At 72.5% G+C, this 20,190-nt stretch carries 17 protein-coding genes; 4 read left to right on the top strand and 13 right to left on the bottom strand.

The window, feature by feature from the left end; translation table 11 throughout:
• Positions 1-66 precede the first annotated feature (66 nt).
• The gene (locus IEZ06_RS32115) at positions 67-1,029 is read left to right on the top strand and encodes an RNA polymerase sigma factor (protein WP_203872316.1); all 963 of its coding nucleotides are present in this window, start codon (positions 67-69) and stop codon (positions 1,027-1,029) included.
• 185 nt (positions 1,030-1,214) lie between these two features.
• Positions 1,215-1,868, top strand: a complete 654-nt coding sequence (locus tag IEZ06_RS32120) for a CatB-related O-acetyltransferase (protein ID WP_189240434.1) — start codon at positions 1,215-1,217, stop codon at positions 1,866-1,868.
• A gap of 116 nt (positions 1,869-1,984) precedes the next feature.
• On the opposite strand, the gene IEZ06_RS32125 is transcribed toward IEZ06_RS32120, so the two are convergent.
• The 4 genes from IEZ06_RS32125 to IEZ06_RS32140 form a co-directional block, all read right to left on the bottom strand.
• Positions 1,985-3,235: a glycine C-acetyltransferase gene (locus IEZ06_RS32125; protein ID WP_189240453.1), complete on the bottom strand. Its 1,251-nt coding sequence runs from the start codon at positions 3,233-3,235 to the stop codon at positions 1,985-1,987.
• The gene (tdh, locus tag IEZ06_RS32130; RefSeq protein WP_189240435.1) at positions 3,235-4,263 is read right to left on the bottom strand and encodes an L-threonine 3-dehydrogenase; all 1,029 of its coding nucleotides are present in this window, start codon (positions 4,261-4,263) and stop codon (positions 3,235-3,237) included. Before tdh ends, IEZ06_RS32125 begins: the two co-directional genes overlap by 1 nt.
• A 153-nt stretch (positions 4,264-4,416) precedes the next feature.
• Positions 4,417-5,238: an ABC transporter permease gene (locus IEZ06_RS32135; RefSeq protein WP_189240436.1), complete on the bottom strand. Its 822-nt coding sequence runs from the start codon at positions 5,236-5,238 to the stop codon at positions 4,417-4,419.
• Positions 5,235-6,221: an ATP-binding cassette domain-containing protein gene (locus tag IEZ06_RS32140; RefSeq protein WP_189240437.1), complete on the bottom strand. Its 987-nt coding sequence runs from the start codon at positions 6,219-6,221 to the stop codon at positions 5,235-5,237. Before IEZ06_RS32140 ends, IEZ06_RS32135 begins: the two co-directional genes overlap by 4 nt.
• A gap of 137 nt (positions 6,222-6,358) precedes the next feature.
• Between IEZ06_RS32140 and IEZ06_RS32145 the strand changes: the two genes are divergently transcribed.
• The gene (locus tag IEZ06_RS32145; RefSeq protein WP_189240438.1) at positions 6,359-7,108 is read left to right on the top strand and encodes a TetR/AcrR family transcriptional regulator; all 750 of its coding nucleotides are present in this window, start codon (positions 6,359-6,361) and stop codon (positions 7,106-7,108) included.
• A gap of 152 nt (positions 7,109-7,260) precedes the next feature.
• On the opposite strand, the gene IEZ06_RS32150 is transcribed toward IEZ06_RS32145, so the two are convergent.
• From IEZ06_RS32150 to IEZ06_RS32180, 7 genes are all read right to left on the bottom strand, one after another.
• Positions 7,261-8,853, bottom strand: coding sequence for a cellulase family glycosylhydrolase (locus IEZ06_RS32150; protein ID WP_229799011.1), 1,593 nt, complete (start codon positions 8,851-8,853; stop codon positions 7,261-7,263).
• A gap of 438 nt (positions 8,854-9,291) precedes the next feature.
• Entirely contained in the window at positions 9,292-10,413 is a 1,122-nt protein-coding gene (locus tag IEZ06_RS32155; protein ID WP_189240439.1) for an SPFH domain-containing protein, read from the bottom strand.
• A gap of 2 nt (positions 10,414-10,415) precedes the next feature.
• The gene (locus tag IEZ06_RS32160; protein ID WP_189240440.1) at positions 10,416-10,850 is read right to left on the bottom strand and encodes an NfeD family protein; all 435 of its coding nucleotides are present in this window, start codon (positions 10,848-10,850) and stop codon (positions 10,416-10,418) included.
• A gap of 148 nt (positions 10,851-10,998) precedes the next feature.
• Positions 10,999-12,225, bottom strand: coding sequence for a L,D-transpeptidase (locus tag IEZ06_RS32165; protein WP_189240441.1), 1,227 nt, complete (start codon positions 12,223-12,225; stop codon positions 10,999-11,001).
• A gap of 87 nt (positions 12,226-12,312) precedes the next feature.
• Positions 12,313-13,467, bottom strand: a complete 1,155-nt coding sequence (fahA, locus tag IEZ06_RS32170) for a fumarylacetoacetase (protein ID WP_189240442.1) — start codon at positions 13,465-13,467, stop codon at positions 12,313-12,315.
• Positions 13,464-14,324, bottom strand: a complete 861-nt coding sequence (locus IEZ06_RS32175) for a hypothetical protein (protein WP_189240443.1) — start codon at positions 14,322-14,324, stop codon at positions 13,464-13,466. The genes fahA and IEZ06_RS32175 overlap by 4 nt, the downstream gene beginning before the upstream one ends.
• Positions 14,321-15,490 carry a homogentisate 1,2-dioxygenase gene (locus IEZ06_RS32180; RefSeq protein WP_068902135.1) on the bottom strand — a complete coding sequence of 390 codons (1,170 nt, stop codon included), beginning with the start codon at positions 15,488-15,490 and terminating at the stop codon, positions 14,321-14,323. Before IEZ06_RS32180 ends, IEZ06_RS32175 begins: the two co-directional genes overlap by 4 nt.
• Before the next feature lie 338 nt (positions 15,491-15,828).
• On the opposite strand from IEZ06_RS32180, the gene IEZ06_RS32185 reads away from it, so the two are divergent.
• The gene (locus IEZ06_RS32185) at positions 15,829-17,505 is read left to right on the top strand and encodes a GGDEF domain-containing protein (protein ID WP_189240444.1); all 1,677 of its coding nucleotides are present in this window, start codon (positions 15,829-15,831) and stop codon (positions 17,503-17,505) included.
• Positions 17,506-17,626: 121 nt separating this feature from the next.
• On the opposite strand, the gene IEZ06_RS32190 is transcribed toward IEZ06_RS32185, so the two are convergent.
• Entirely contained in the window at positions 17,627-18,322 is a 696-nt protein-coding gene (locus IEZ06_RS32190; protein WP_189240445.1) for a hypothetical protein, read from the bottom strand.
• 102 nt (positions 18,323-18,424) lie between these two features.
• On the bottom strand, positions 18,425-19,690 hold the full coding sequence (locus tag IEZ06_RS32195) for an ATP-binding protein (RefSeq protein ID WP_189240446.1): 1,266 nt from the start codon (positions 19,688-19,690) through the stop codon (positions 18,425-18,427).
• Between the last annotated feature and the right edge of the window lie 500 nt (positions 19,691-20,190).

Consider the following 20,190-nt stretch of genomic DNA (forward strand, 5'->3'; position numbering starts at 1 on the left):
GCCACACCCCGTCGCCCTGGGCATCCAGAGCGACTCACTCCAGACAAATCGATCTTAGGGACCCTCTTGAGCGCTACCGCCACCGCATCCCGCCCTGCCCGCCACGCGAACGGAGCCGTCGACGTCGACCCGGTGAAGGACTACCTCCGGCAGATCGGGCGCACCCCGCTGCTGACCGCAGAGCAGGAAGTGGAGCTGGGCAGGCGCATCGAGGCCGGCGCGCTCGCGCAGGAGCGCCTCGACGCCGAGGGCGGGGGACCGGCTCCGGCCGAGCGGTGGGAGCTGGAGCGGCTGGCCGCCGACGGCCGCCGCGCCAGGGACCGCATGGTCGAGGCCAACCTGCGGCTGGTCGTCTCGATCGCCAGGCGCTACGCCGCCGCCGGCGGGATGCCGCTGCTGGACCTGGTCCAGGAGGGGACCATCGGGATGATGCGCGCGGTGGAGAAGTTCGACCACCGGCGCGGCCTGAAGTTCTCCACCTACGCCACCTGGTGGATCAAGCAGGCGATCGGCCGGGCCCTGGCCGACCAGAGCCGGACGGTCCGCCTCCCCGCGCACGTCGTCGAGGTCCTCAACCGGGTGAACCGCGCCCGGCGCGCGATGCGGCAGCACCTGGGCCGGGAGGCCACCTCCGAGGAGCTGGCGGCCGAGCTGGACCTGACCCCGGAGAAGGTCGAGGAGCTGCTCCGGCACGCCCGCGAGCCGGTCTCGCTGCACACCCCGGTCGGCGACGACGACGGCGCCGAACTGGGCGACCTCATCGAGGACGACGCGCAGGACCCGGCCGACGCGGTGGTCTCCTCGTCGCTGCGCGGGCAGCTGGACGCGGCGCTGGAGACCCTGACCGAGCGGGAGGCGGACGTGATCTCCCTCCGGTACGGCCTGGCCGACGGCGAGACCAGGACCCTCGAGGAGATCGGCAGGAGGCTCGGCGTGACGCGCGAGCGCATCCGCCAGATCGAGTCCGCGGGCATGCGCAAGCTCCGGCACCCCGCCCGCACCCGCGCCCTCGCCGGCCTCCTGTCCTGAGCGCACCGCCGTACGGCTCGCGACGGGCCGGGACCTCCCGATCCGCCGCGGAGCCGAAGATCATTTAGAGTGTGGAACGCCGCGGCGGCTCCGGAGACCGGAGCCCTCGCCCGGCTCACCCTCACCGAAGACCGGTCCCCGCCCGCCCGGCTCCGGGGCACCCGCACGGAAGAACAGGTTCCCGCATGTCATCGACGATCCCCGACCCCGGCCTCGTGCACCCGCTGGCCGAGCACCCGCGCGTGGTGCTGCTCAAGCCGCTGGTCAAGGACCCGCGCATCGAGGTGGGCGAGTTCACCTACTACGACGATCCGGACGACGCGACGTCGTTCGAGACGCGCAACGTCCTGTACGCCTACGGTCCGGAGAAGCTGGTGATCGGCAAGTACTGCGCGATCGCCTCCGGCACCCGCTTCCTCATGGCGGGGGCCGAGCATCCCACCATGGGCGTGTCCACCTTCCCGTTCACCATGTTCGGCGGGAGCTGGACCGAGGCCACGCTCGACCTGGTCACCGGCATGCCCAGCCGGGGCGACACGGTGGTGGGCAACGACGTGTGGTTCGGCTACGGGGCCACGGTCATGCCCGGTGTGCGGATCGGCGACGGCGCGATCGTCGCGGCGGGCGCGGTGGTCACCGCCGACGTCCCGCCGTACACCATCGTGGGCGGCAACCCGGCCCGGCCCATCCGCACCCGCTTCGCGCCGGAGGACGTGGCCAGGCTGCAGCGCGCCGCCTGGTGGGACTGGCCGGTCGAGCTCGTCACCAGGCACGTCCGCACCATCATGGCCGGGACCCCCGCCGAGATCGAGGCCGTCGCGGAGCGGGAGCTCCCCTGAGGAGAACGGCTCCCCGGCCGGCCTCGGTCGCGGTTCGGGTCTCGGTCGCGGTTCGGGTCTCGGCCCGGGTTGCGGTCCCGGTCCGGGCTCCGGGCCGTGACCCGGCCCCGGCCGGCTCACCCCCGGGCGGCGACGAACGCCTCCACCGCGCGGTCGACGTCCTCGGCGGAGTGGGCCGCCGAGAGCTGGACGCGGATGCGGGCCTGGCCGTGCGGGACCACCGGGTAGGAGAAGCCGATCACGTAGACGCCCCGGTCGAGCAGGCGCTCGGCCATCGCGGACGCCTCCGCCGCGTCCCCGATCATCACCGGGACGATCGGGTGGTCGCCCGGCAGGATGGTGAAGCCCTCCTCGGTCATCCGGGTGCGGAAGCGCGCGGTGTTGGCGCGCAGCCGCTCCCGGGCCTCGCCGGAGCCGCTGACCAGGTCCAGGACGCGCAGCGAGGCGGCGGCGATCACCGGTGCGAGGGAGTTGGAGAACAGGTAGGGGCGCGAGCGCTGGCGGAGCAGCTCGCAGATCTCCCTGCGGGCCGCCGTGTAGCCGCCGCTCGCCCCGCCGAGGGCCTTGCCGAGCGTGCCGGTGATGATGTCGACCCGGTCGCGCACGCCGAACAGCTCGGGGGTGCCCGCGCCGCCCTCGCCGACGAAGCCGACCGCGTGCGAGTCGTCGACCATGACCATGGCGCCGTACCGGTCGGCCAGGTCGCAGATCTCGTCCAGCGGGGCGACGTGGCCGTCCATGGAGAACACGCCGTCGGTGACGATCAGGCGGCGGCGGGCGTCGGCGGACTCCTTGAGCCGGGCCTCCAGCTCGGCCATGTCCCGGTTGGCGTAGCGCAGGCGGCGGGCCTTGCACAGCCGGATGCCGTCGATGATGCTCGCGTGGTTGAGCGCGTCGGAGATCACTGCGTCGCGGTCGTCGAGCAGCGTCTCGAAGACGCCGCCGTTGGCGTCGAAGCAGGAGCTGTAGAGGACGGTGTCCTCCTGGCCGAGGAACGCCGCGAGGCGCGCTTCCAGCTCCTTGTGCACCTCCTGGGTGCCGCAGATGAAGCGCACCGAGGCCATGCCGAAGCCCCAGCGGTCCAGCGCCTCCTTGGCGGCGGCGATCACCTCGGGGTGGTCGGCCAGGCCCAGGTAGTTGTTGGCGCAGAAGTTCAGCACCTCGCGGGGCCCGCCGGCCGCCCCGGCCCCCGGCACGGCCACGCCGTCCGGTACGGCGCCGCCCCCCGGGGCCGCGCCGCCCGTGCCGCCCGCGACGGCGATGCCGGCGCGCTGCGGGGTGGTGATGACCCGCTCGGGCTTGAGCAGGCCGGCGGAGGCGATCTCGTCGATGGTCGCGCGCAGGTCGTCGCGGACGTTGTCGAACATCAGGCGGTCCAATCCATGATGATCTTGCCGGTCTTTCCGCTCGCGGCGGTGTCGAAGGCCGCGTCGAAGTCGCGGTAGGAGAAGCGGTCGGTGATGACGGGGGAGAGGTCGAGGCCCTTCTCCAGGAGCACGGACATGGCGTACCACGTCTCGTACATCTCCCGGCCGTAGATCCCCTTGAGGGTGATCATCGAGGTCACGATCGTCGCGAAGTCGACCGCGAACTCCTCCGCGGGCAGGCCCAGCATGGCGATCTTCCCGCCGTGCGTCATGTTGGCGATCATGTCGCGGAGCGCCTGGGGGTGCCCGGACATCTCCAGGCCCACGTCGAAGCCCTCGCGCATGCCGAGCTTCTCCACGCCCTCCGCGATCGACGTCTCGGTGGCGTTCAGCGCCAGGGTGACGCCGATCTTGTCGGCGAGGGCGAGCCGCTCGGGGCTGAGGTCGGTGATGACGACGTTGCGCGCGCCGACGTGCGTCGCGACCGCCGCGGCCATCAGCCCGATCGGCCCCGCGCCGGTGATCAGCACGTCCTCGCCGACCAGCGGGAACGACAGGGCGGTGTGCACGGCGTTGCCGAACGGATCGAAGATCGCCGCCACGTCGGGGTCCACCGGCGTGCGGTGCACCCACACGTTGGAGGCGGGCAGCACGACGTACTCGGCGAAGGCGCCGTCGCGGTTCACCCCGAGCCCGATCGTGTTGCGGCACAGGTGCCGCCGCCCGGCCATGCAGTTGCGGCACCTGCCGCAGACGATGTGCCCCTCGCCGCTGACCAGGTCGCCGACCGCGATGTCCTCGACCCCCGGCGCCACCTCCACGACCTCGCCGCAGAACTCGTGCCCGACGACGAGCGGCGTGCGCAGCGTCTGCCGCGCCCAGGCGTCGAAGCTCCGGATGTGCAGGTCCGTGCCGCAGATCCCGGTGCGCAGCACCCGGATCAGCACCTCTCCCGGCCCCGCCTCGGGCTCGGGCACGTCCGTCAGCCACAGGCCCGGCTCGGCCCGCTCCTTGACCAGTGCTTTCATCCCAGGTCCCCCCCTCACCTTCCGACCCTACGCACTGTGCCGGGCCGCCTACCGCGGTGTCCATCGCGCTTTTCTTAACCCGGGCAACAGCCTGGCTTCACGCCGGGGGAGGGCCGTGCCGTACGGCGGGCCGCCGCGGCCGTACGGCCGGGATCACGCCGAGGTCCGCCGCCGGAAGAGCACGGCTGCGGCCGGGACGCCGACGAGCACTCCGGCGCAGAGCCAGGCGGCGGCGATCCACCCGGCGTCGCCCACGGGCCGGTCCAGGAGGAGCGCGCGCAGCGCCTCCACGACCGGGGTGACCGGCTGGTGCTCGGCGAAGCTCCGGAGCGGGCCCGGCATGGTCTCCGCGGGGACGACGCCGTCCGAGACGTACGGGAAGAACATCACGATGAAGCCGAACACGCCGGCGGCCTGCGAGGAGCGGACGAGCAGCCCCCAGGCGACCGCGAGCGCCGAGACCGCCAGCACGTACCCGGTGACGAGGGCCAGCACCGGCGCCCAGTCGGCAGGGGCGGCATGCGGCCGGAACCCCAGGGCGACCGCCACGGCCAGGGCGATCGCGGTGGCCAGCACGTTGCGGAGCAGCGAGGCGGCGACATGGCTCGCGGGCACCGTCCAGCCGCCGATGGGCAGGGTGCGGAAACGGTCGATCATGCCCTTGGTCATGTCCTCCGCGACGTTCACCGCGGTCAGCGCGGCGCCGTACCCGCCGGCCATGAGCAGCACGGCCGGGACGACGAAGTCGATGTAGGCCAGCCCGCTGGATCCGGTGGTGATCGCCCCGCCGAAGACGTAGACGAACAGGATCATGATGATCACCGGCAGGGCGATGTTCACGATGAGGGCGTCGGGGGTGCGCACCTCGTGGCGGAGCGCGCGGACGACGAGGCGGCGCAGGTCGCCCGCCGCCGTGCCGCGCGAGGTGTCCGGTCGCAGGTCCGCGCCGGCGGGCGCCGTGGTGGCGGTGCTCATGCCGCTGCCTCCGTGAGCTCGAAGAAGACGTCGTCCAGGGTGGGGGTGCGCAGGCCGACCCGCTCGACGGCGATGTCCGCCCGGTGCAGCAGGTCCAGCGTGCGGCGCAGGTGGTCGGGGCCGTGGGAGGCGAGGGCGACCTCCCGCGCGGCCGCGTCGAGGCGGATCCCGGTCCCGCCCTCCGCGCCCGCGGACAGGGCGGCGCCGGCCCGGGGGACGTCCTCGCGCCGGGTCAGGCGCAGCTCCAGCCGCTCGGCGCCCACCTGGCGCTTGAGCGCGGCCGGGGTGTCGTCGGCGACGATCCGGCCGCCGTGGATCACCGCGATGCGGTCGGCGAGCCGGTCGGCCTCCTCCAGGTACTGGGTGGTCAGCAGGATGGTGGTCCCCGAGGCGAGCAGCTCGCGGATCACCGCCCACAGCTCCGCCCGGCTGCGCGGGTCGAGGCCGGTGGTGGGTTCGTCGAGGAAGAGGATCCGGGGGGTGGCGATCATGCTCGCGGCCAGGTCGAGCCGGCGGCGCATCCCGCCGGAGTAGGTCCCGACCAGGCGGTCCGCGGCGGCCGCGAGGTCGAAGCGGTCGAGCAGCCCGGCCGCCCTGCGCCGGGCCTCGCGCCGGCCCAGGTGGTACAGGCCGGCGAACATCTCCAGGTTCTCCTTCCCGGTGAGCAGGTCGTCCACGGTGGCGTGCTGGGCGGTCAGGCCGATGGCGCGCCGTACGGCGGCGCCGTCGCGGACGACGTCGTGGCCGCCCACCGTGGCGGCGCCGCCGTCCGGGGCGAGCAGCGTGGTCAGGATCCGGACCGTGGTGGTCTTGCCCGACCCGTTCGGCCCCAGCAGGGCCAGCAGCGAGCCGGCCGGAACGGTCAGGTCCACCCCGCGGAGCACGTCCGCGGGGCCGAAGGACTTGCGCAGGCCGCGGGCGTGGACCGCAGGACCGTCCGGAGGCGTTTCTTCTGTGTGCGTTGTACTGTGTATCTCATACATGGTTATACGTATACCACGTACACAGTTTTCTGGTCGACTTTCGCGTTCCCGGAACCGGCGGGGGCGCGGGATGCGGCATCCTGGATCGGCCGGGCGGCCGGACCGGGCCGGCCGGGTGGCGAAGGGAGAGGAGCGCGATGGCGCGGGAGCAGGGGCGGGCGCTGCCCCCCGTCCTGGCGCGGATGTGGGGACGCGAACCGGTGTCGAACCGGGGCCCCCGGCCGCGGCTGGACCTGGCGACGATCGCCGCCGCCGCCGCCGGGATCGCCGACGCCGAGGGGCTGGCGGGCGTCTCGATGAGCAGCGTCGCCGCCCGGGTGGGCGTGACGACGATGGCGCTGTACCGGTACGTCGGGAGCAAGGACGAGCTGCTGATCGCCATGGCGGACGCGGTGATCCCCGAGCCGCCCGATCGGGGCGGGCTGTCCTGGCGCGACTATCTGGCCGTCTGGACGCGGGCCAACCGCGACTTCCTGCTCGCCCACCCGTGGATGCTCTCCCTGGAGCGGCTCTCCCCTCCGATGGGCCCGCGGAGCATGCGCTGGCTGGATCGGGGACTGGCCGCGCTCGCGGACACGGGGCTGGACGAGGGGGAGAAGATCAACGCGGCGACCGCCCTCACCGGCTACGCGCTGTCCGACACCGCGCTCGTGTACGGGATGAGCAGCGGGAACCGTCAGCTCGAGGAGGCCGGGACCACGGGCGCCGCCGACTACGGCGAGGTGCTCGCCGAGGTCCTCGACCCGGAGGACTACCCCGCTCTGGCGGCGGCGGTGCGTTCCGGCGCCTTCCGCGGAGCCGAGGGCTGGACGGAGGACGCGGACTTCCGCTTCGGCCTCGACCTCCTGCTCGACGGGATCGAGGCGATGATCGCCCGGCGGGGGTAGCGGGACCGGCGGGTGAGCAGGACGGCGGGCGTAGCGGGACCGGCCGGAACGGGGAGAAGGCCCCTCCCGAGAGCGGGAGGGGCCTTCTCTTCGGATCGGCCCGGTGGGCCGGACCGGCCGCTGGGGAAGGGGGCGCGGCCGGTGCGGGAAGGTCAGCTCGTGGGGAAGTCGTCCGCGGTGCGGATGCGGTCGCGGATGTATACGCCCGACGGGTTGAGCGCCCCGGTGCCCGCGAAGGCGCCGGCCGAGCAGGTGCCCGGCTTGAAGGCGGCGCTGCTCTCGGGGGCGTCGGAGTAGGTCCAGTTGGCGTAGCCGATCTTCAGCTGGTCCAGCATGTCGATCCACGCGGCGGTGCTGGCGAGGTCGACCTCGCCGTTGCCGCTGGCCGTCACGGTGCCGAACTCGGAGACGAACAGCGGGAGCTTCGCCGCGGCCCGGCTCACCACGGCCCGGTAGTTGTCCTTGTGCGAGGCGGCGTAGAAGTGGAAGGCGTACATGATGTTCTTGGCGTTGACCGGGTTGTTCACGATCTCGGTCTCGTTGGAGCCCTCCGAGACGCCCAGCGACGACCACGCCCGGGTGCCGACGATGACCACCGCGTCCGGGTCCGCCGCGCGGATCACCGGGATGACCTGCTCGGCGTAGCTCTTGATCGAGGCCCAGCTCACCCCGTTGGGCTCGTTGGCGATCTCGTAGATGACGTTGTCCTTGCCCGCGTTGCGGGCGGCGACCGAGGCGAAGAAGGTCTTCGCCCGGGCCAGGTTGTGGTTGGGGTCGCCCGGCGTCAGCGTGTGGAAGTCGATGATCGCGTACATGCCGCGCGCGGTGGCCATGTCGACGTACTTGTTCACCTGCTCGGTGAAGGCGGCCGGGTTCGTCTCGTACCCGCCCTCCTGCACGTACATGGCGACCCGGAACAGGTCGGACTTCCAGTCGTTGGCCAGCGCGTCCAGTGAGGCGTCGGTGTAGCACCTGGGGAACCACTGGATGCCGTGGGTGCTCATGCCGCGCAGCTGGACCGGGCGGTTGTACCGGTTGCAGAGGTGGACGCCGCAGACGCGCAGCTTGCCGTTGATCCCGACGGGCGTGCCGGTGGCCGGGGCCTTCGTCGGGGTCGGGGTGGGCGTCGCCGTACGGGTCGCGGTCGGCGTCGGCGTGGGCGTCGCCGTCCGGGTCGCCGTGGGCGCCGGGGTGGCGGTGCGGGTCGCGGTCGGCGTGGGGGCCGCCGTGGCGGTGCGGGTCGGCGTCGGCGCGGCGGTGGCCGTGCGGGTGGGCGTCGGCGTGGCGGTCGGCGGCGCGGGCGGCCTGGTGGCGGTGTCGTTGCAGGTGACGCCGTTGAGGGTGAACGTCGTCGGGATCGGGTTGCCGCCGGTCGTGCTCCCGGTGAACCCGATCTGCGCCGAGGCGCCGGAGGCCAGCGACTTGTTGTAGCTCACGCTGCCGGCGGTGACGGCGGTGCCCTTCTGGTCGTAGACCGCCGACCAGCCGTGCCCGACCTTCTGGCCGGAGCTCGGGAAGGAGAAGCCCAGCTTCCAGCCGTCGATGGCGCCGCCGAGGTTCTTGACGGTGATGTTGGCGCTGAATCCGCCCGGCCAGCTGCTGGTGGTGTAGGTGACCGCGCAGCCGGGGGCGGCGGCCGAGGTGGCGGCGACGGCCGGTGCGGTCGTCAGCGTCCCCAGCGCGAGCGCGGCGGCGCCGGCCATGAGGAGGGCGCGACCGCGGCGCGGGCGTGCGGGATATTTCACGACGGTGACCTTTCGCGTTCTGGTCCGGCTCCGGCGAGCGGAGCCGGCGCCGCTCCGGGCGCCCCGCCCCGCTCAGCCTCATCACAGGCCGGAGGAAGGTCGCGGCTCCCGGCAGGAGTGCCGGGAGCCGCTAAGTCCGGTGTGATTTTTACCGGTTTGCGCGACATGTGGCATATCGACGCTGACGCGAATGATGGTGAGGCCCATGGCGGCGATCCACCGGGACCCGCATCGTCCCTGCTCAGCCGTTACCAGCCGGTATGCACCGTCGGCTTCCCCGCCGATGAAAGTTTCATCGGCCCCCACCCGGCCGGCAGCCGTCGTTCCCCTGCCCGGCCCCGGCCGGGACCGCCTGGAGGGGCGCGCGCCCGGCCGGGGCCGCGTGCCCTGACCGTGCCCTACGGGGACCGCGTGCCCCTGCCGGGACCGCTGCGTTCCCTACCGGGACCGCTCCTCCCGCACGGGCCGCTCCTCGGTGAGGTGGGAGAGGGCGTCCGGGGTGACGGGGCCGGGGCCGAGCTGGCGGGGGCCGGCGGAGGGGTCGGCGTCGGCGGCCTCCGCCACCGCCTCGGCGGCGGCCTGCTGGGCCTCCGCCGCCTCCTGCCGGGCCACCTGCCGCACCTCTCCGTCGTCCTGCCGCGCGGCCCGGCCGTCGCGGGACGGCGCCTCGCGGGTGGCGGGAGAGGCGGGCAGCGCCTCGGTGAAGGCCCGGGAGACGCTCTGCAGGGCGGAGGTGACCTCGCCGGGGATGACCCAGAAGGTGTTGCCCTCGCCCTTGGCCAGCTCCGGCAGCACCTGGAGGTACTGGTAGGCGAGCAGCTTGGGGTCGGGGTCGTTGCGGTGCACGGCCTGGAAGACCTCGTCGATGGCCTGGGACTGGCCCTGGGCCTTGAGGATGGCGGCGCTGCGCTCGCCCTCGGCGCGCAGGATGGCGCTCTGCTTGTCACCCTCGGCGGTGAGGATCTGGGACTGGCGCTGGCCCTCGGCGGTGAGGATGGCGGCGCGCTTGTCCCGCTCGGCGCGCATCTGCTTCTCCATCGCGTCCTTGATGCTCTTCGGCGGGTCGATGGCCTTGATCTCGACTCGGTTGACCCGGATGCCCCACTTGCCGGTCGCCTCGTCCAGCACGCCCCTCAGCTGGCTGTTGATCGTGTCGCGGGAGGTGAGCGTCATCTCCAGGTCCATCGAGCCGATGACGTTGCGGAGCGTGGTCACCGTGAGCTGCTCGATCGCCTGGATGTAGTTGGCGATCTCGTAGGCCGCCGCACGCGGATCGGTGACCTGGAAGTACAGCACGGTGTCGATCTCGACGACCAGGTTGTCCTCGGTGATCACCGGCTGGGGCTGGAAGGAGACGACCTGCTCGCGCAGGTCGATCATCGGGTAGACCCGGTCGATGTACGGGATCACGAAGTTGAGGCCGGGTTTGAGGGTGGTGTGGTAGCGGCCGAGCCGCTCGACGTTCCTGGCCCGGGCCTGGGGCACGATCCGCACGGACTTCGTGACGGTGAACACCGCGAACAGGACGATGAGCACACCGACGATCAGCAGCGGGTCCATCACTACTCCCTGGGGTAGACGAGCGCGGTCGCGCCCTCGATCTCGATGACGTCGACGGAGGCGCCGGCCGGGATCACCAGCGTCTCGTCGTAGGCCCTGGCCGACCACTCCTCGCCGCCGATGTGGATCCGGCCGTCCCGGCCGGTCACCTCGCGGGTCACGTAGGCGGTCCTCCCGACGAGGGCCTGGACGCCGAACCGCTGGTCCGGCGGGGGCGGCCGCAGGTGCCGCCTGGCGACGGGCCGGATCAGGACCACTCCGGCGACGAGGGACCCGGCGAAGGCGATCAGCTGCAGCGGGACCGGCAGTCCGAGGAGCGCCGCGGCGGAGGCGAACAGCGCCGCCCCGCCGAGCAGGCCGAGGGCGGCGGTCAGGGTGAAGATCTCGGCGACGCCCAGCACCACGGCGAGGATCAACCAGATGAGCCAATCATCCATGTTCCGGCCCTCCTGCCCTGCCAACGACTCCGGTGTCCAGCGGGTTCCCGCTTCCACCGTATGTCGCCGCCGGCCGCGCTGTCAGCGCCCGTACGGCGGGCCGTACGGGCGCGCTCCCGCACCGGGCCCCTGGGGCCGCACGGGGCGGTCAGAGGCTGCGGCGGAGGGTGTCGCCCTGGCCCTCGCCGGAGTCGCGCACGAGGTCGTCGTGGAGGGCGCTGCCCTCCAGCCACTCGGCCCAGGATAGCTGCCAGTAGCCCCAGCCGTTGTCCCACTCCAGCTCGCGGTCGGTGCCGCGGATGACGACGGGGTCGCCGCGCAGGGAGTTGGCGTAGAACCAGGCCGCCTGGTCGGGGCGGGCGTTGACGCACCCGTGGCTGACGTTGACCCGGCCCTGGGCCCAGACGTTGTCCTTGGCGTGGATGTACTCGCCGCTGTTCGAGATGCGCACGGCGTGGTCGATCATGACGTCGTAGTAGCCCGGGTCGCCCTTGCTCCGGTTCGGCGAGACCATGCGGACCGGGTTGGCCTTGTCCATGGTCAGGTGGACGCCGCTCGTCGTGGTGTACTCCCTGGTCGTGGCCATGCCCGCGCTGATGGCCATCCGCTGGACGACCTTCCCGTCGCGTTCGACCGTCATCCGGTGGGTCCGGGTGTCGATGAGGCTGGTCTGCCGCCGGCCGACGCCGAACCGCACGCCGTGGTCGGAGGTGCCGTAGACGTCCTTGGCGGCGCGGACCCCGGACAGGTGGGCGACGAAGTCGACCTTCAGCCCGGCGGGCCAGTGGTCGCGGGGGCGGTAGATCACCCGGGTGTCGCCCGCCCAGTGCCAGGCGCCCTCGACCGGCGTGCCGGTGCGCACCTCCAGCGCCCGCTCGACGGAGAGCCGGTCCTTCACCGGGGTGTCGAAGTCGACGATGATCGGCATGCCGACGCCGACCGTCTCGCCGGGCGACGGCGTGACAGAAGTGATCTTGAAGGTCTTCTCGGGGGTGAACGTGCGGAAGGTGCCCGTGGCGCTCGCCCGGGTGTCGCCGGGGCCCGTCGCGGTGGCGCTCACCGCGTAGTCCCGGCCGGGGACCAGGGCGTGGTCGGAGCGCCAGACGGTCCTGCCGGGGTCGAAGCGGCCCGGGACCGGGGCGCCGCCCGCGTAGGCGGCCACCCCGGTCAGCGTGCCCGCCGTGGTGTGGACGGTCAGCCCCCTGCCGGTCGGCGCCCGCCGGGCGCCGGGCGCCGGGTCGATCACGATGGAGGGCGTCGCGGCCTTCTCCCCGGGTGCGTCACCGGTGGTGAACCAGGAGCAGCCCGCCAGGAGGGCGGGGAGCGCCAGGAGCGCGAGGAGGAGGACGGGAAGAGGGCCCGCGGCGCGCCGCATCGGTTCCTGCCTTTGGAGTGCGTGGACGGTCGGCTGCCAAGAGTAGCGCCAGGTGACCGTTCGAGCACGCCAAGTGACAACACGTGCTTACCGGGCGGGCAGGATGGTTCCGGACACCTCCCCGAGGGTGATCAGACCCCCTTCGGGACCCGGCGCGGTGGCGGTGATGGAGACCGTGTCGCCGTCCTCCAGGAAGGCCCGGACCGACCCGTCGGAGAGCTTGACCGGCTCGGTCCCGTTCCAGGTGAGCTCGATCAGCGACCCCCGCTGGCCCGCCTCGGGGCCGGAGACCGTACCGCTGGCGAACAGGTCGCCGACCCGCAGGGACGCGCCGTTGACGGCCATGTGGGCGAGCATCTGGTCGGGCGTCCAGTACATCCCCCGGTACGGCGGGCGGGAGACGACCTCCCCGTTCAGCCGCACCTCCAGGGTCAGGTCGAGGCCCCAGTCCTCGGTCCGCCGCAGGTAGTCCAGCGGCTCGGGATCCTGCTCGCGGCCCGGCACGCGGGCGCCGGCCAGGGCCTCCAGCGGGGTGATCCACGGGGAGACCGAGGTGGCGAAGGATTTACCGAGAAAGGGACCGAGCGGGACGTACTCCCACGCCTGGATGTCGCGGGCGCTCCAGTCGTTGACGAGCGTCACCCCGAAGACGTGGTCGGCGAACCGGCCCGGCCGCTCGCCCAGCGCGGTCGGCGCGCCGACGACGAAGCCGAGCTCCGCCTCGATGTCCAGCTTCGCGGAGGGGCCGAAGACCCCGGCGCCGCGCTGCCCGGACGGCCGGACGACCGGGGTGCCGGAGGCGACGACGGTCCCGGCCCGGCCGTGGTAGCCGACCGGCAGGTGCCGCCAGTTGGGCTTCAGCGGCTCCTCGTCGGGCCGGAACATCCGGCCGAGGTTGGAGGCGTGCTCCAGCGAGCAGTAGAAGTCGACGTAGTCGGCCACCTCGATCGGCAGGTGCAGCTCCACCCGGTCGAGCGGGACCAGGTGGAGCCCGGCGGCGACCGGGTCGGTGGCCAGCTTGCTCCGGATCAGCGCCCGGGTGTCGCGCCAGGCCGTCGCGCCCCTGGCCATGAAGGCGTTGAGCGAGCCGGTGGCGAACACCTCGTCGTGCAGCGCCTCGGCCAGGTCGAGCACGTGGTCGCCGTACCGGACGCCGACGCGGGGGGGCTCGCCGGGCCGGTCGGTCCGGGTGAAGACCCCGTAGGGCAGGTGGTCGAGGCCCCAGGGGGTTGCGGCCGTCACGCGTTCTCCTTCGCGGGTCGGGTCCCGGTCCCGGTCCCGGTCCCGGTTCCGGGTTCGGGCTTGGGCTCGGGTTCGATCAGGTCGAGGGCCAGCAGGTCCTCGATCGGGGTGGCCGTGTTGCACGAGCCGTACGACACCAGCAGCTCCCGGGCCCGCCGGGCGGCGTCGTCGGGCACGGCCCGCGCCTGCCGGACCAGCTCGCCCACGTCGGTCAGCTTCAGCACCGGCACCGGGTCGCGCCCCTCGACCGCCGCGCAGACCGCCAGGACCAGGTTGACGAAGCCGTGCCGGTCGGTGCCGAGCGCCGGGTCGAAGTGCCGGACCGCGTGGTGCAGCCCGGCGGTGGCCTTGAAGGGGGTGCCGCTGCGGACGCAGTGGGCGATGAAGGCGCCCAGGTCGTGGGCGCTGGGGAAGTCCTCGGGCTCCCGGCCGCCGCAGCGGACCTTCAGCCCGACCCCGTCGGGCAGGTGCACGGGCAGCTGGGCGGGCGTGACCTCGACGAACCGGCGGGCCGCCGAGCCCACCGCCTCCAGCGGGAGCCGCCCGTCCGGCAGCTCGATCCGCCCGGCGGACGTCTCGAAGCGCGCGCCCGGCACCTCGACCAGCTCGACCTCCAGGCCGTCGAGCCGCGGCGGCTCCTCGGTGTCGAGGATCAGCCCGAGCCGGAGCGGCAGGGGCGTCTCCTCCAGGTGGACGCGGAGCACCGGCAGGCGGCTGGCCGGGCAGAGGAAGCGGTGGGTGAGCACCGGGCTGCGCCGTTCCAGGTCGGCCCGGTGCCGCGCCAGCGCCTCGTCCATCGGCAGCGCGGTGGGCGGGAACAGCCCGGCGTCGTCGACGAGATCGTGGAAGAGGTTCACCGCGACCACGTCCAGGCGTAGGCGGGGTCCTCGACCGAGAGCCCGGCGGGGCCCAGGTCGAGCGGGCGGAAGGTGTCGACCATCACGGCCAGCTCGTTGGTGCGGGTGTGCCCCTGCCGCACCGCCTCCAGGACGGCCTCGACGGCGCCCGGCTGCGGGCCGTGGGTGAACCCGGCGGGGTGCAGCGAGACCGAGCCGACGTCGATGCCGGATCCCTTGCGCGCGGTGTAGTCGCCGCCCGCGTAGAACATCAGCTCGTCGGAGTCGACGTTGTGGTGGTTGTACGGGATCGGCACGGCGTCCGGGTGGAAGTCCAGCGGGCGCGGGCAGAAGGAGCAGATCACGAAGTTCGGGCCCTCGAAGGTCTGGTGGACCGGCGGCGGGGCGTGGATGCCCTTCACGATCGGCTCGAAGTCGTTGATGTTGAACGCGTAGGGGTACAGGCAGCCGTCCCAGCCGACCACGTCGAACGGATGGTTGCGGTAGACCAGCCGGGTCAGCCCGCCGCGCGTGCGGACCAGCACCGGGACGTCCTCGCCCTCGGCGGTCAGCGGCTCGGCCGGGGTACGCAGGTCGCGCTCGCAGTAGGGGGCGTGCTCCAGGAACTGGCCGTACTTCGACAGGTAGCGCTTGGGCGGGCGGATGTGCCCGGACGCCTCGATCACGAAGGCCGTCACCCGGCCCTGCGGCACCCAGCGGTGGATCGTGCCGGTCGGGACCACCACGTAGTCGCCCTCGCCGGCCTCGATGGCCCCGTAGGTCGACTCGAACGTGACCCGGCCGCTCGCGACGTAGACGCACTCGTCGCCCATGGAGTTGCGGTAGAGGCCGCTGGGCGCCTCGGTCGCGGCGTACGACATGCGGACGTCGGCGTTGCCCGCGATCAGCCCGCGGCCGGTGACGAGGTCGCCGCCGGCGGGCAGGTCCTGGGTGCGGAAGTGGCGGGGGGAGAGCGGCAGGTTGGGCGTCAGGACCGCGGCCTCGTCGGGCTCCACCGCCTCCGCCTTGACGATCGCCGTGGGCAGGTGGCGGTGGTAGAGGAGCGAGGAGTCGCTGGAGAACCCCTCCTCGCCCATCAGCTCCTCGGCGTACAGCCCGCCGTCGGGCCGCCGGAACTGAACGTGCCGTTTGCGGGGTACCTCCCCTACGACGCGGTAGTACGGCATGCGCTTCTCCCAAGTTTGTCCGATTATCGGACGTAAGCGTCCTCTATACGAACAACCATCCGCCACCGCGCCGGGTGCTGTCAAACGTCCGGGCCGACCCCGCCGACCCCGCCGACCCCGCCGACCCCGAGTCCGGTCCCGGCCCGACCCCGAGTCCGGTCCCGGCCCGACCCCGAGTCCGGTCCCGGCCCGCGTCCGGTCCCGGCCCCGCGTCGGGTCGGGTCGGGTCGGGTCGGCGTGGAGCCGGCGTCGGATCCGTGGCGGGGGCAAGGCTCAGATCGGCGTCTCCCGTGCCGATGGTGAGCGGTGACACACGCTGCGGAGACGGAGGGGATGCCATGGTGACGGTCCTCGTCTGCGCGTTCGCGTTCTCGGCCGTGGTCTCCGCAGCGATGGTCGCCGTCCACCGGCGGAGCCGCGGGAAGAGCCCGCTCTCCGGAGTGAACGCCTTCATGGCGGCGGGCGTCGCGCTGATGTCCGCGCTGGGCGCGGCCCATCTTCTGGCGTCGGTCCCGGCCGTCGTCCGGTCGGCCGCGGTCGTGTCGTCCCTCGCCTCGGCCGTCGTCGTGGCGGCCGTCTTCTGCCTGTCCATGACCGTGGCGAACCGGGCATGGCGGATCTCCCGCCGGACCGCCCTGCTCCTGGCGGTCCAGCCCGCCGCGGTGCTGGGGCTGGCCGTGACCGACCCTTGGCACCACCTGTTCTTCGTCGGTCCGGAGACCGGTCTGGGCGGGGTTCCCGTCCTCGTCCCGGGTCCGGCCTTCCACGCCTGCAAGGTCTACGTCTACCTCCTGCTCGCGGCCGGTACGTGGTCGGTGGTCCGCGCACGGCGGCGGGCGCCCCGGGGCCGGCGGCAGCTGTACGACTGGACGCTGGCCGCGTTCGCGCCGCCCATCGCGGCCGGCGCCGCCGGCATGTCGCTGCCCGTCCCCGCCCCGGACCTCACCGCGCTCGGGCTGGGCCTCTCGGTGCTCATCGCCTACGGGGCGCTGGTCCGGTCGCTACCGGGGCAGATCCAGGTGGCGCACGGGCAGATCCTCGACTCGCTCATCGACGCGGTGGCCGTGATCGACCGGTCGGGCCGGATCCTGAGCCTCAACGCGGCCTGCCGCGACCTGCTCCGCAAGGCCGTACCGGGCCTGCCGGAGCAGCCGGCCGGGATGCCGCTGACCGGCGTCCTGGGGCCGGACTTCGTGCTGACCGAGGACTCCGGCACCGAGCGGACCCTCGTAGACGTCCTGGGCCGGGGCGTCGACATGCGGGTGCGGATCAGCGTGCTGCGGGACCGCCGCGGCGAGTGCATCGGCTGGGCGCTGGTCGGCCACGACATCACCGAGCTCAACCATCGGCGGCGAGAGGCGGAGGAGACCGCCGTACGGCTGCGCGAGCAGCTGAGCACGATCGAGGCGCTCCGCGCCGACCTCGCCGAGCAGGCCGTGCGGGACCCGCTGACCGGGCTGCACAACCGCCGCCATCTGGCCGAGGCGCTGGAGCGCGAGGCGGTGCGGGCCGTCGCGGAGGGCACCCCGCTCAGCGCGGCGATCATTGACGTGGACCACTTCAAGCAGATAAACGACACCTACGGCCACGGCGGCGGGGACGCGGTGCTCGTCCGCCTCGCCCGGCTGCTGGCCGGCGCCGTACGGCAGGGCGACGTGGTCGCCCGCTACGGGGGTGAGGAGTTCGTCCTGCTGCTGCCGGGCGTGACCGAGGAGTCCGCCTGGCGGCTGGTCGAGCGGCTCCGCGAGCGGGCGGGCCGTACCGCGATCGAGGTGGACGGCCGGGCGCTCGCGGTCACCTTCAGCGCCGGCGTCGCCGGGCTGGCGGCGGGAGGGAGCACGGAGGACCTGCTCAGGGCCGCCGACGCGGCGCTGTACGAGGCCAAGCGCCGGGGCCGCGACCGGGTCGAGCGGGCCGGATCCACCCCTTCCGGAGGGCCGGCGGAGACCCCGGCGGCTCCCCCGGACGACCGCCGGTCCGGTCCGGCGCACCTCGCCACCGGCGAGGCGGCCTGAGCGCCGCCCGCGGCCCCGGCTTCTCCCGCTGCTGCCCGGGATGGAGGACCGGATCCCGGGACCGGCTGGGAAGCGTTGTCCGGAGTCCCCTTCTCAGCCGGTCCCAGTCGAGTGATCTCGGTCAGTGGAGGAGAAGGTCCGTCAGGCGGCCGAGGGCCACCGCGGCGGCCACGGCGGCGAGGCCCAGGCCGATCGAGAGCAGGCAGCCCGTTCCGCCGTCCCACCTCTTCCGCGGCGCCGGTTCCCGCTCCGGGCCGAACCAGATCGGCCGGGGCTCGAGCATGAGGAACAGGAGCGCGCCGAGCTGCCCGGCGGTGAACAGCCAGAACCACGCCCACCGGTTGCCCAGCCGCGGCGTCGAGCCGATCATGATGAGGAAGGCGGCCGCCCACGCCGCGCCGACCCACCAGCCGATGCCGCTCAGGGAAGTGTCGAACGGCCAGTCGGGGAGGAAGCCGTTGGCGTCCGAATCGCGTTCCGGCTCGGCGAGCCCGGGCCGGTCCGCGCCGAGATCGCGGTGGAGCCGCTCGACCGAGTAGATCTCCGGGCCGTCGCCCGTCGGCAGGCCCTGGACCCGCCGCCAGACCGGCGACCCCTCCGCCCACGTCAGCTGGTGGACGTCGCCGTCCTGCTCCCGGTAGTCGACGTGGGTGACCCGGCCGGCTCCGGCCGCGGCGCGGAAGTCCTCCAGGGTGCGCTCCGCCGGGGAAGCGCGCAGCGCGGCGACCAGCACACCCCAGAGCAGGAGCGCGAGCAGCGCGATCCGTACGGCGAGGCCCAAGGTCCACCACGGCGTGCGTGCCCGCTCCGGTGTCATGATTCCTTTCTACTCGATCGCTGCTCGCCGGGGCCGCTCCAATCGTCCGGTGGGATCCGGGCCTTCGTCCTTGGCGCGCCGTATGCGGGTGGTCATCGGCGGTCAGCGTTGCGGCGGGCCGACCTCCCACAGGGCTGAGATCGGGAACGCCTTCCTCCGGTCGCCGAAAGAAAGCGGTTCGCTTCCGGTGTAGAGAATGAAACCGGCTTTGAACCGGTTGCCGAGGCGGTCCTCCAGGTGACGGAGTCCTCGGAAATCGTCTCGGCGTATCGTTTCCCCGGCCTTGACCTCGATTCCGATGACTTCTCCGGAAGCGTGCTCCAGCACGATGTCGACTTCGACTTTGTCGCGATCACGGTAGTGGAAGAGCTGCACTGGCTCGTCACACCAGGTGAGCTGGCGGGCGATCTCTCCGATGACGAAGTTCTCCAGCAGTTGCCCTACGGGCGCGGTGGGATCCAACGCCCGCTCCGGGGAGAGGCCGGCCAGTCTGCCGGCCAGTCCGGAGTCGACCATGATCAATTTTGGCGTGGATATGGCTCTTGTCGTCAAGTTGGACGACCATGCGGGGATCCGCTTCGTCACGAACACGAGTTCCAGGAGGTCCAGGTACCTCGACAGGGTTACCCGGGGCATCCCGACGTCGTTGGCGATGGCCTGCACCACGCCCAGGGTGCCCATACGCGCGGCGACTACGCTCAGTAGTCTGCGCATCTCGGCCGGTCGTTCGATGTCGGAGATCTGTCGGACGTCGCGGGTCACCAGATCGGTTATGTAGGACTCGAAGAACCGTGCGCGTCTACGGCCCGTATCGCGGTGCACGGCTTCCGGATACCCGCCGCGTAGAGCTCGTGTCACATAGTCCTTCTTCAGCAGCCGGCTGGGCGTGACGACCAGATCGGCGCCTTGTCGGAACGCCTCGTCGACGAAACCGTCCGGCGCGGAGTCGATCTCTCCCTGTGACAGTGGCCACAACTCGATCGTTTCCGTGCGTCCGGGGAGCGCGTCCGGAAGGTCGCGAAGGTCGAGGAGGCGCGCCGAGCCGGTCAGTATGTAGTGCCCTGGCCGCGGGTCCCGATCCACCTCCCGTTTGATCGGAAGAAGCAATTCGGGGGCGTGCTGTATTTCATCGATGAGGAGTAGTCCATCGTGGCGCACCATCCCCATGGGATCTTCCCGCGCCGCCGTCAGTATGGCGGGATCATCCAAGTAGAGCTCCCTCGAACCGGGAAAGCGTTCGGTGACCAGCCTGGCGAGAGTGCTCTTCCCTACCTGGCGAGCACCGTTCACAACGATCACGCGCGTATCCTCCATGGCCTCCATCACCATGGAATCCGCATGCCTCCTGAAGACCTTCACGTTGCTCATGCTGACGAAGGTAACGCAGATGAGATGAGGTCCGTGGTCGTTCTGCCGGATGGTAGGTGGTCGTTTCGCCGATGGGTACGTGGTCGTTCTGCCGGATGGTAGGTGGTCGTTTCGCCGATGGGTACGTGGTCGTTCTGCCGGATGGTGGGTGGTCGTTTCGCCGCTGACTCGGTTAGCAATCTGCCGCGGATGCATGTGCGATCTGCCGGGGTATGCGTAGGAGGTCCGCCGGAGGGCGCACGGTCGTTCCGCCGTCAGCCCGCGGCCGGAGGAGGTGCCTCCGGCCGCGGGCGGCGAGGGGCGGAAAACCGTTTGTGCGCGGGCGAGGCCGGTGCCTAGCCTGGCCCGCATGTCGCTTCCGTGCCATGGGCCGATCTTCTCCGTTCGCATCCGCCGCAGCCCGGCTCCGGGCCGGTAGGGGGAGGGGACCCGCTTCCTCCTGCGCGTGCCCTGGGCCTCCGAGACCTGTTCATCTCGGACCCGAAAGGGCAACACTGTGG

The organism is Planomonospora antibiotica, assembly GCF_014647955.1.
Lineage (GTDB): Bacteria > Actinomycetota > Actinomycetes > Streptosporangiales > Streptosporangiaceae > Planomonospora > Planomonospora parontospora.

Excerpts from the sequence above, each read along its gene's own strand:
- IEZ06_RS32120 (WP_189240434.1), top strand. The coding sequence starts at position 1,215 with ATGTCATCGACGATCCCCGACCCCGGCCTCGTGCACCCGCTGGCCGAG.
- IEZ06_RS32125 (WP_189240453.1), bottom strand. The coding sequence starts at position 3,235 with ATGTTCGACAACGTCCGCGACGACCTGCGCGCGACCATCGACGAGATC.
- tdh (WP_189240435.1), bottom strand. The coding sequence starts at position 4,263 with ATGAAAGCACTGGTCAAGGAGCGGGCCGAGCCGGGCCTGTGGCTGACG.
- IEZ06_RS32135 (WP_189240436.1), bottom strand. The coding sequence starts at position 5,238 with ATGAGCACCGCCACCACGGCGCCCGCCGGCGCGGACCTGCGACCGGAC.
- IEZ06_RS32140 (WP_189240437.1), bottom strand. The coding sequence starts at position 6,221 with ATGTATGAGATACACAGTACAACGCACACAGAAGAAACGCCTCCGGAC.
- IEZ06_RS32145 (WP_189240438.1), top strand. The coding sequence starts at position 6,359 with ATGGCGCGGGAGCAGGGGCGGGCGCTGCCCCCCGTCCTGGCGCGGATG.
- IEZ06_RS32155 (WP_189240439.1), bottom strand. The coding sequence starts at position 10,413 with ATGGACCCGCTGCTGATCGTCGGTGTGCTCATCGTCCTGTTCGCGGTG.
- IEZ06_RS32160 (WP_189240440.1), bottom strand. The coding sequence starts at position 10,850 with ATGGATGATTGGCTCATCTGGTTGATCCTCGCCGTGGTGCTGGGCGTC.
- IEZ06_RS32165 (WP_189240441.1), bottom strand. The coding sequence starts at position 12,225 with ATGCGGCGCGCCGCGGGCCCTCTTCCCGTCCTCCTCCTCGCGCTCCTG.
- IEZ06_RS32180 (WP_068902135.1), bottom strand. The coding sequence starts at position 15,490 with ATGCCGTACTACCGCGTCGTAGGGGAGGTACCCCGCAAACGGCACGTT.
- IEZ06_RS32185 (WP_189240444.1), top strand. The coding sequence starts at position 15,829 with ATGGTGACGGTCCTCGTCTGCGCGTTCGCGTTCTCGGCCGTGGTCTCC.
- IEZ06_RS32190 (WP_189240445.1), bottom strand. The coding sequence starts at position 18,322 with ATGACACCGGAGCGGGCACGCACGCCGTGGTGGACCTTGGGCCTCGCC.
- IEZ06_RS32195 (WP_189240446.1), bottom strand. The coding sequence starts at position 19,690 with ATGAGCAACGTGAAGGTCTTCAGGAGGCATGCGGATTCCATGGTGATG.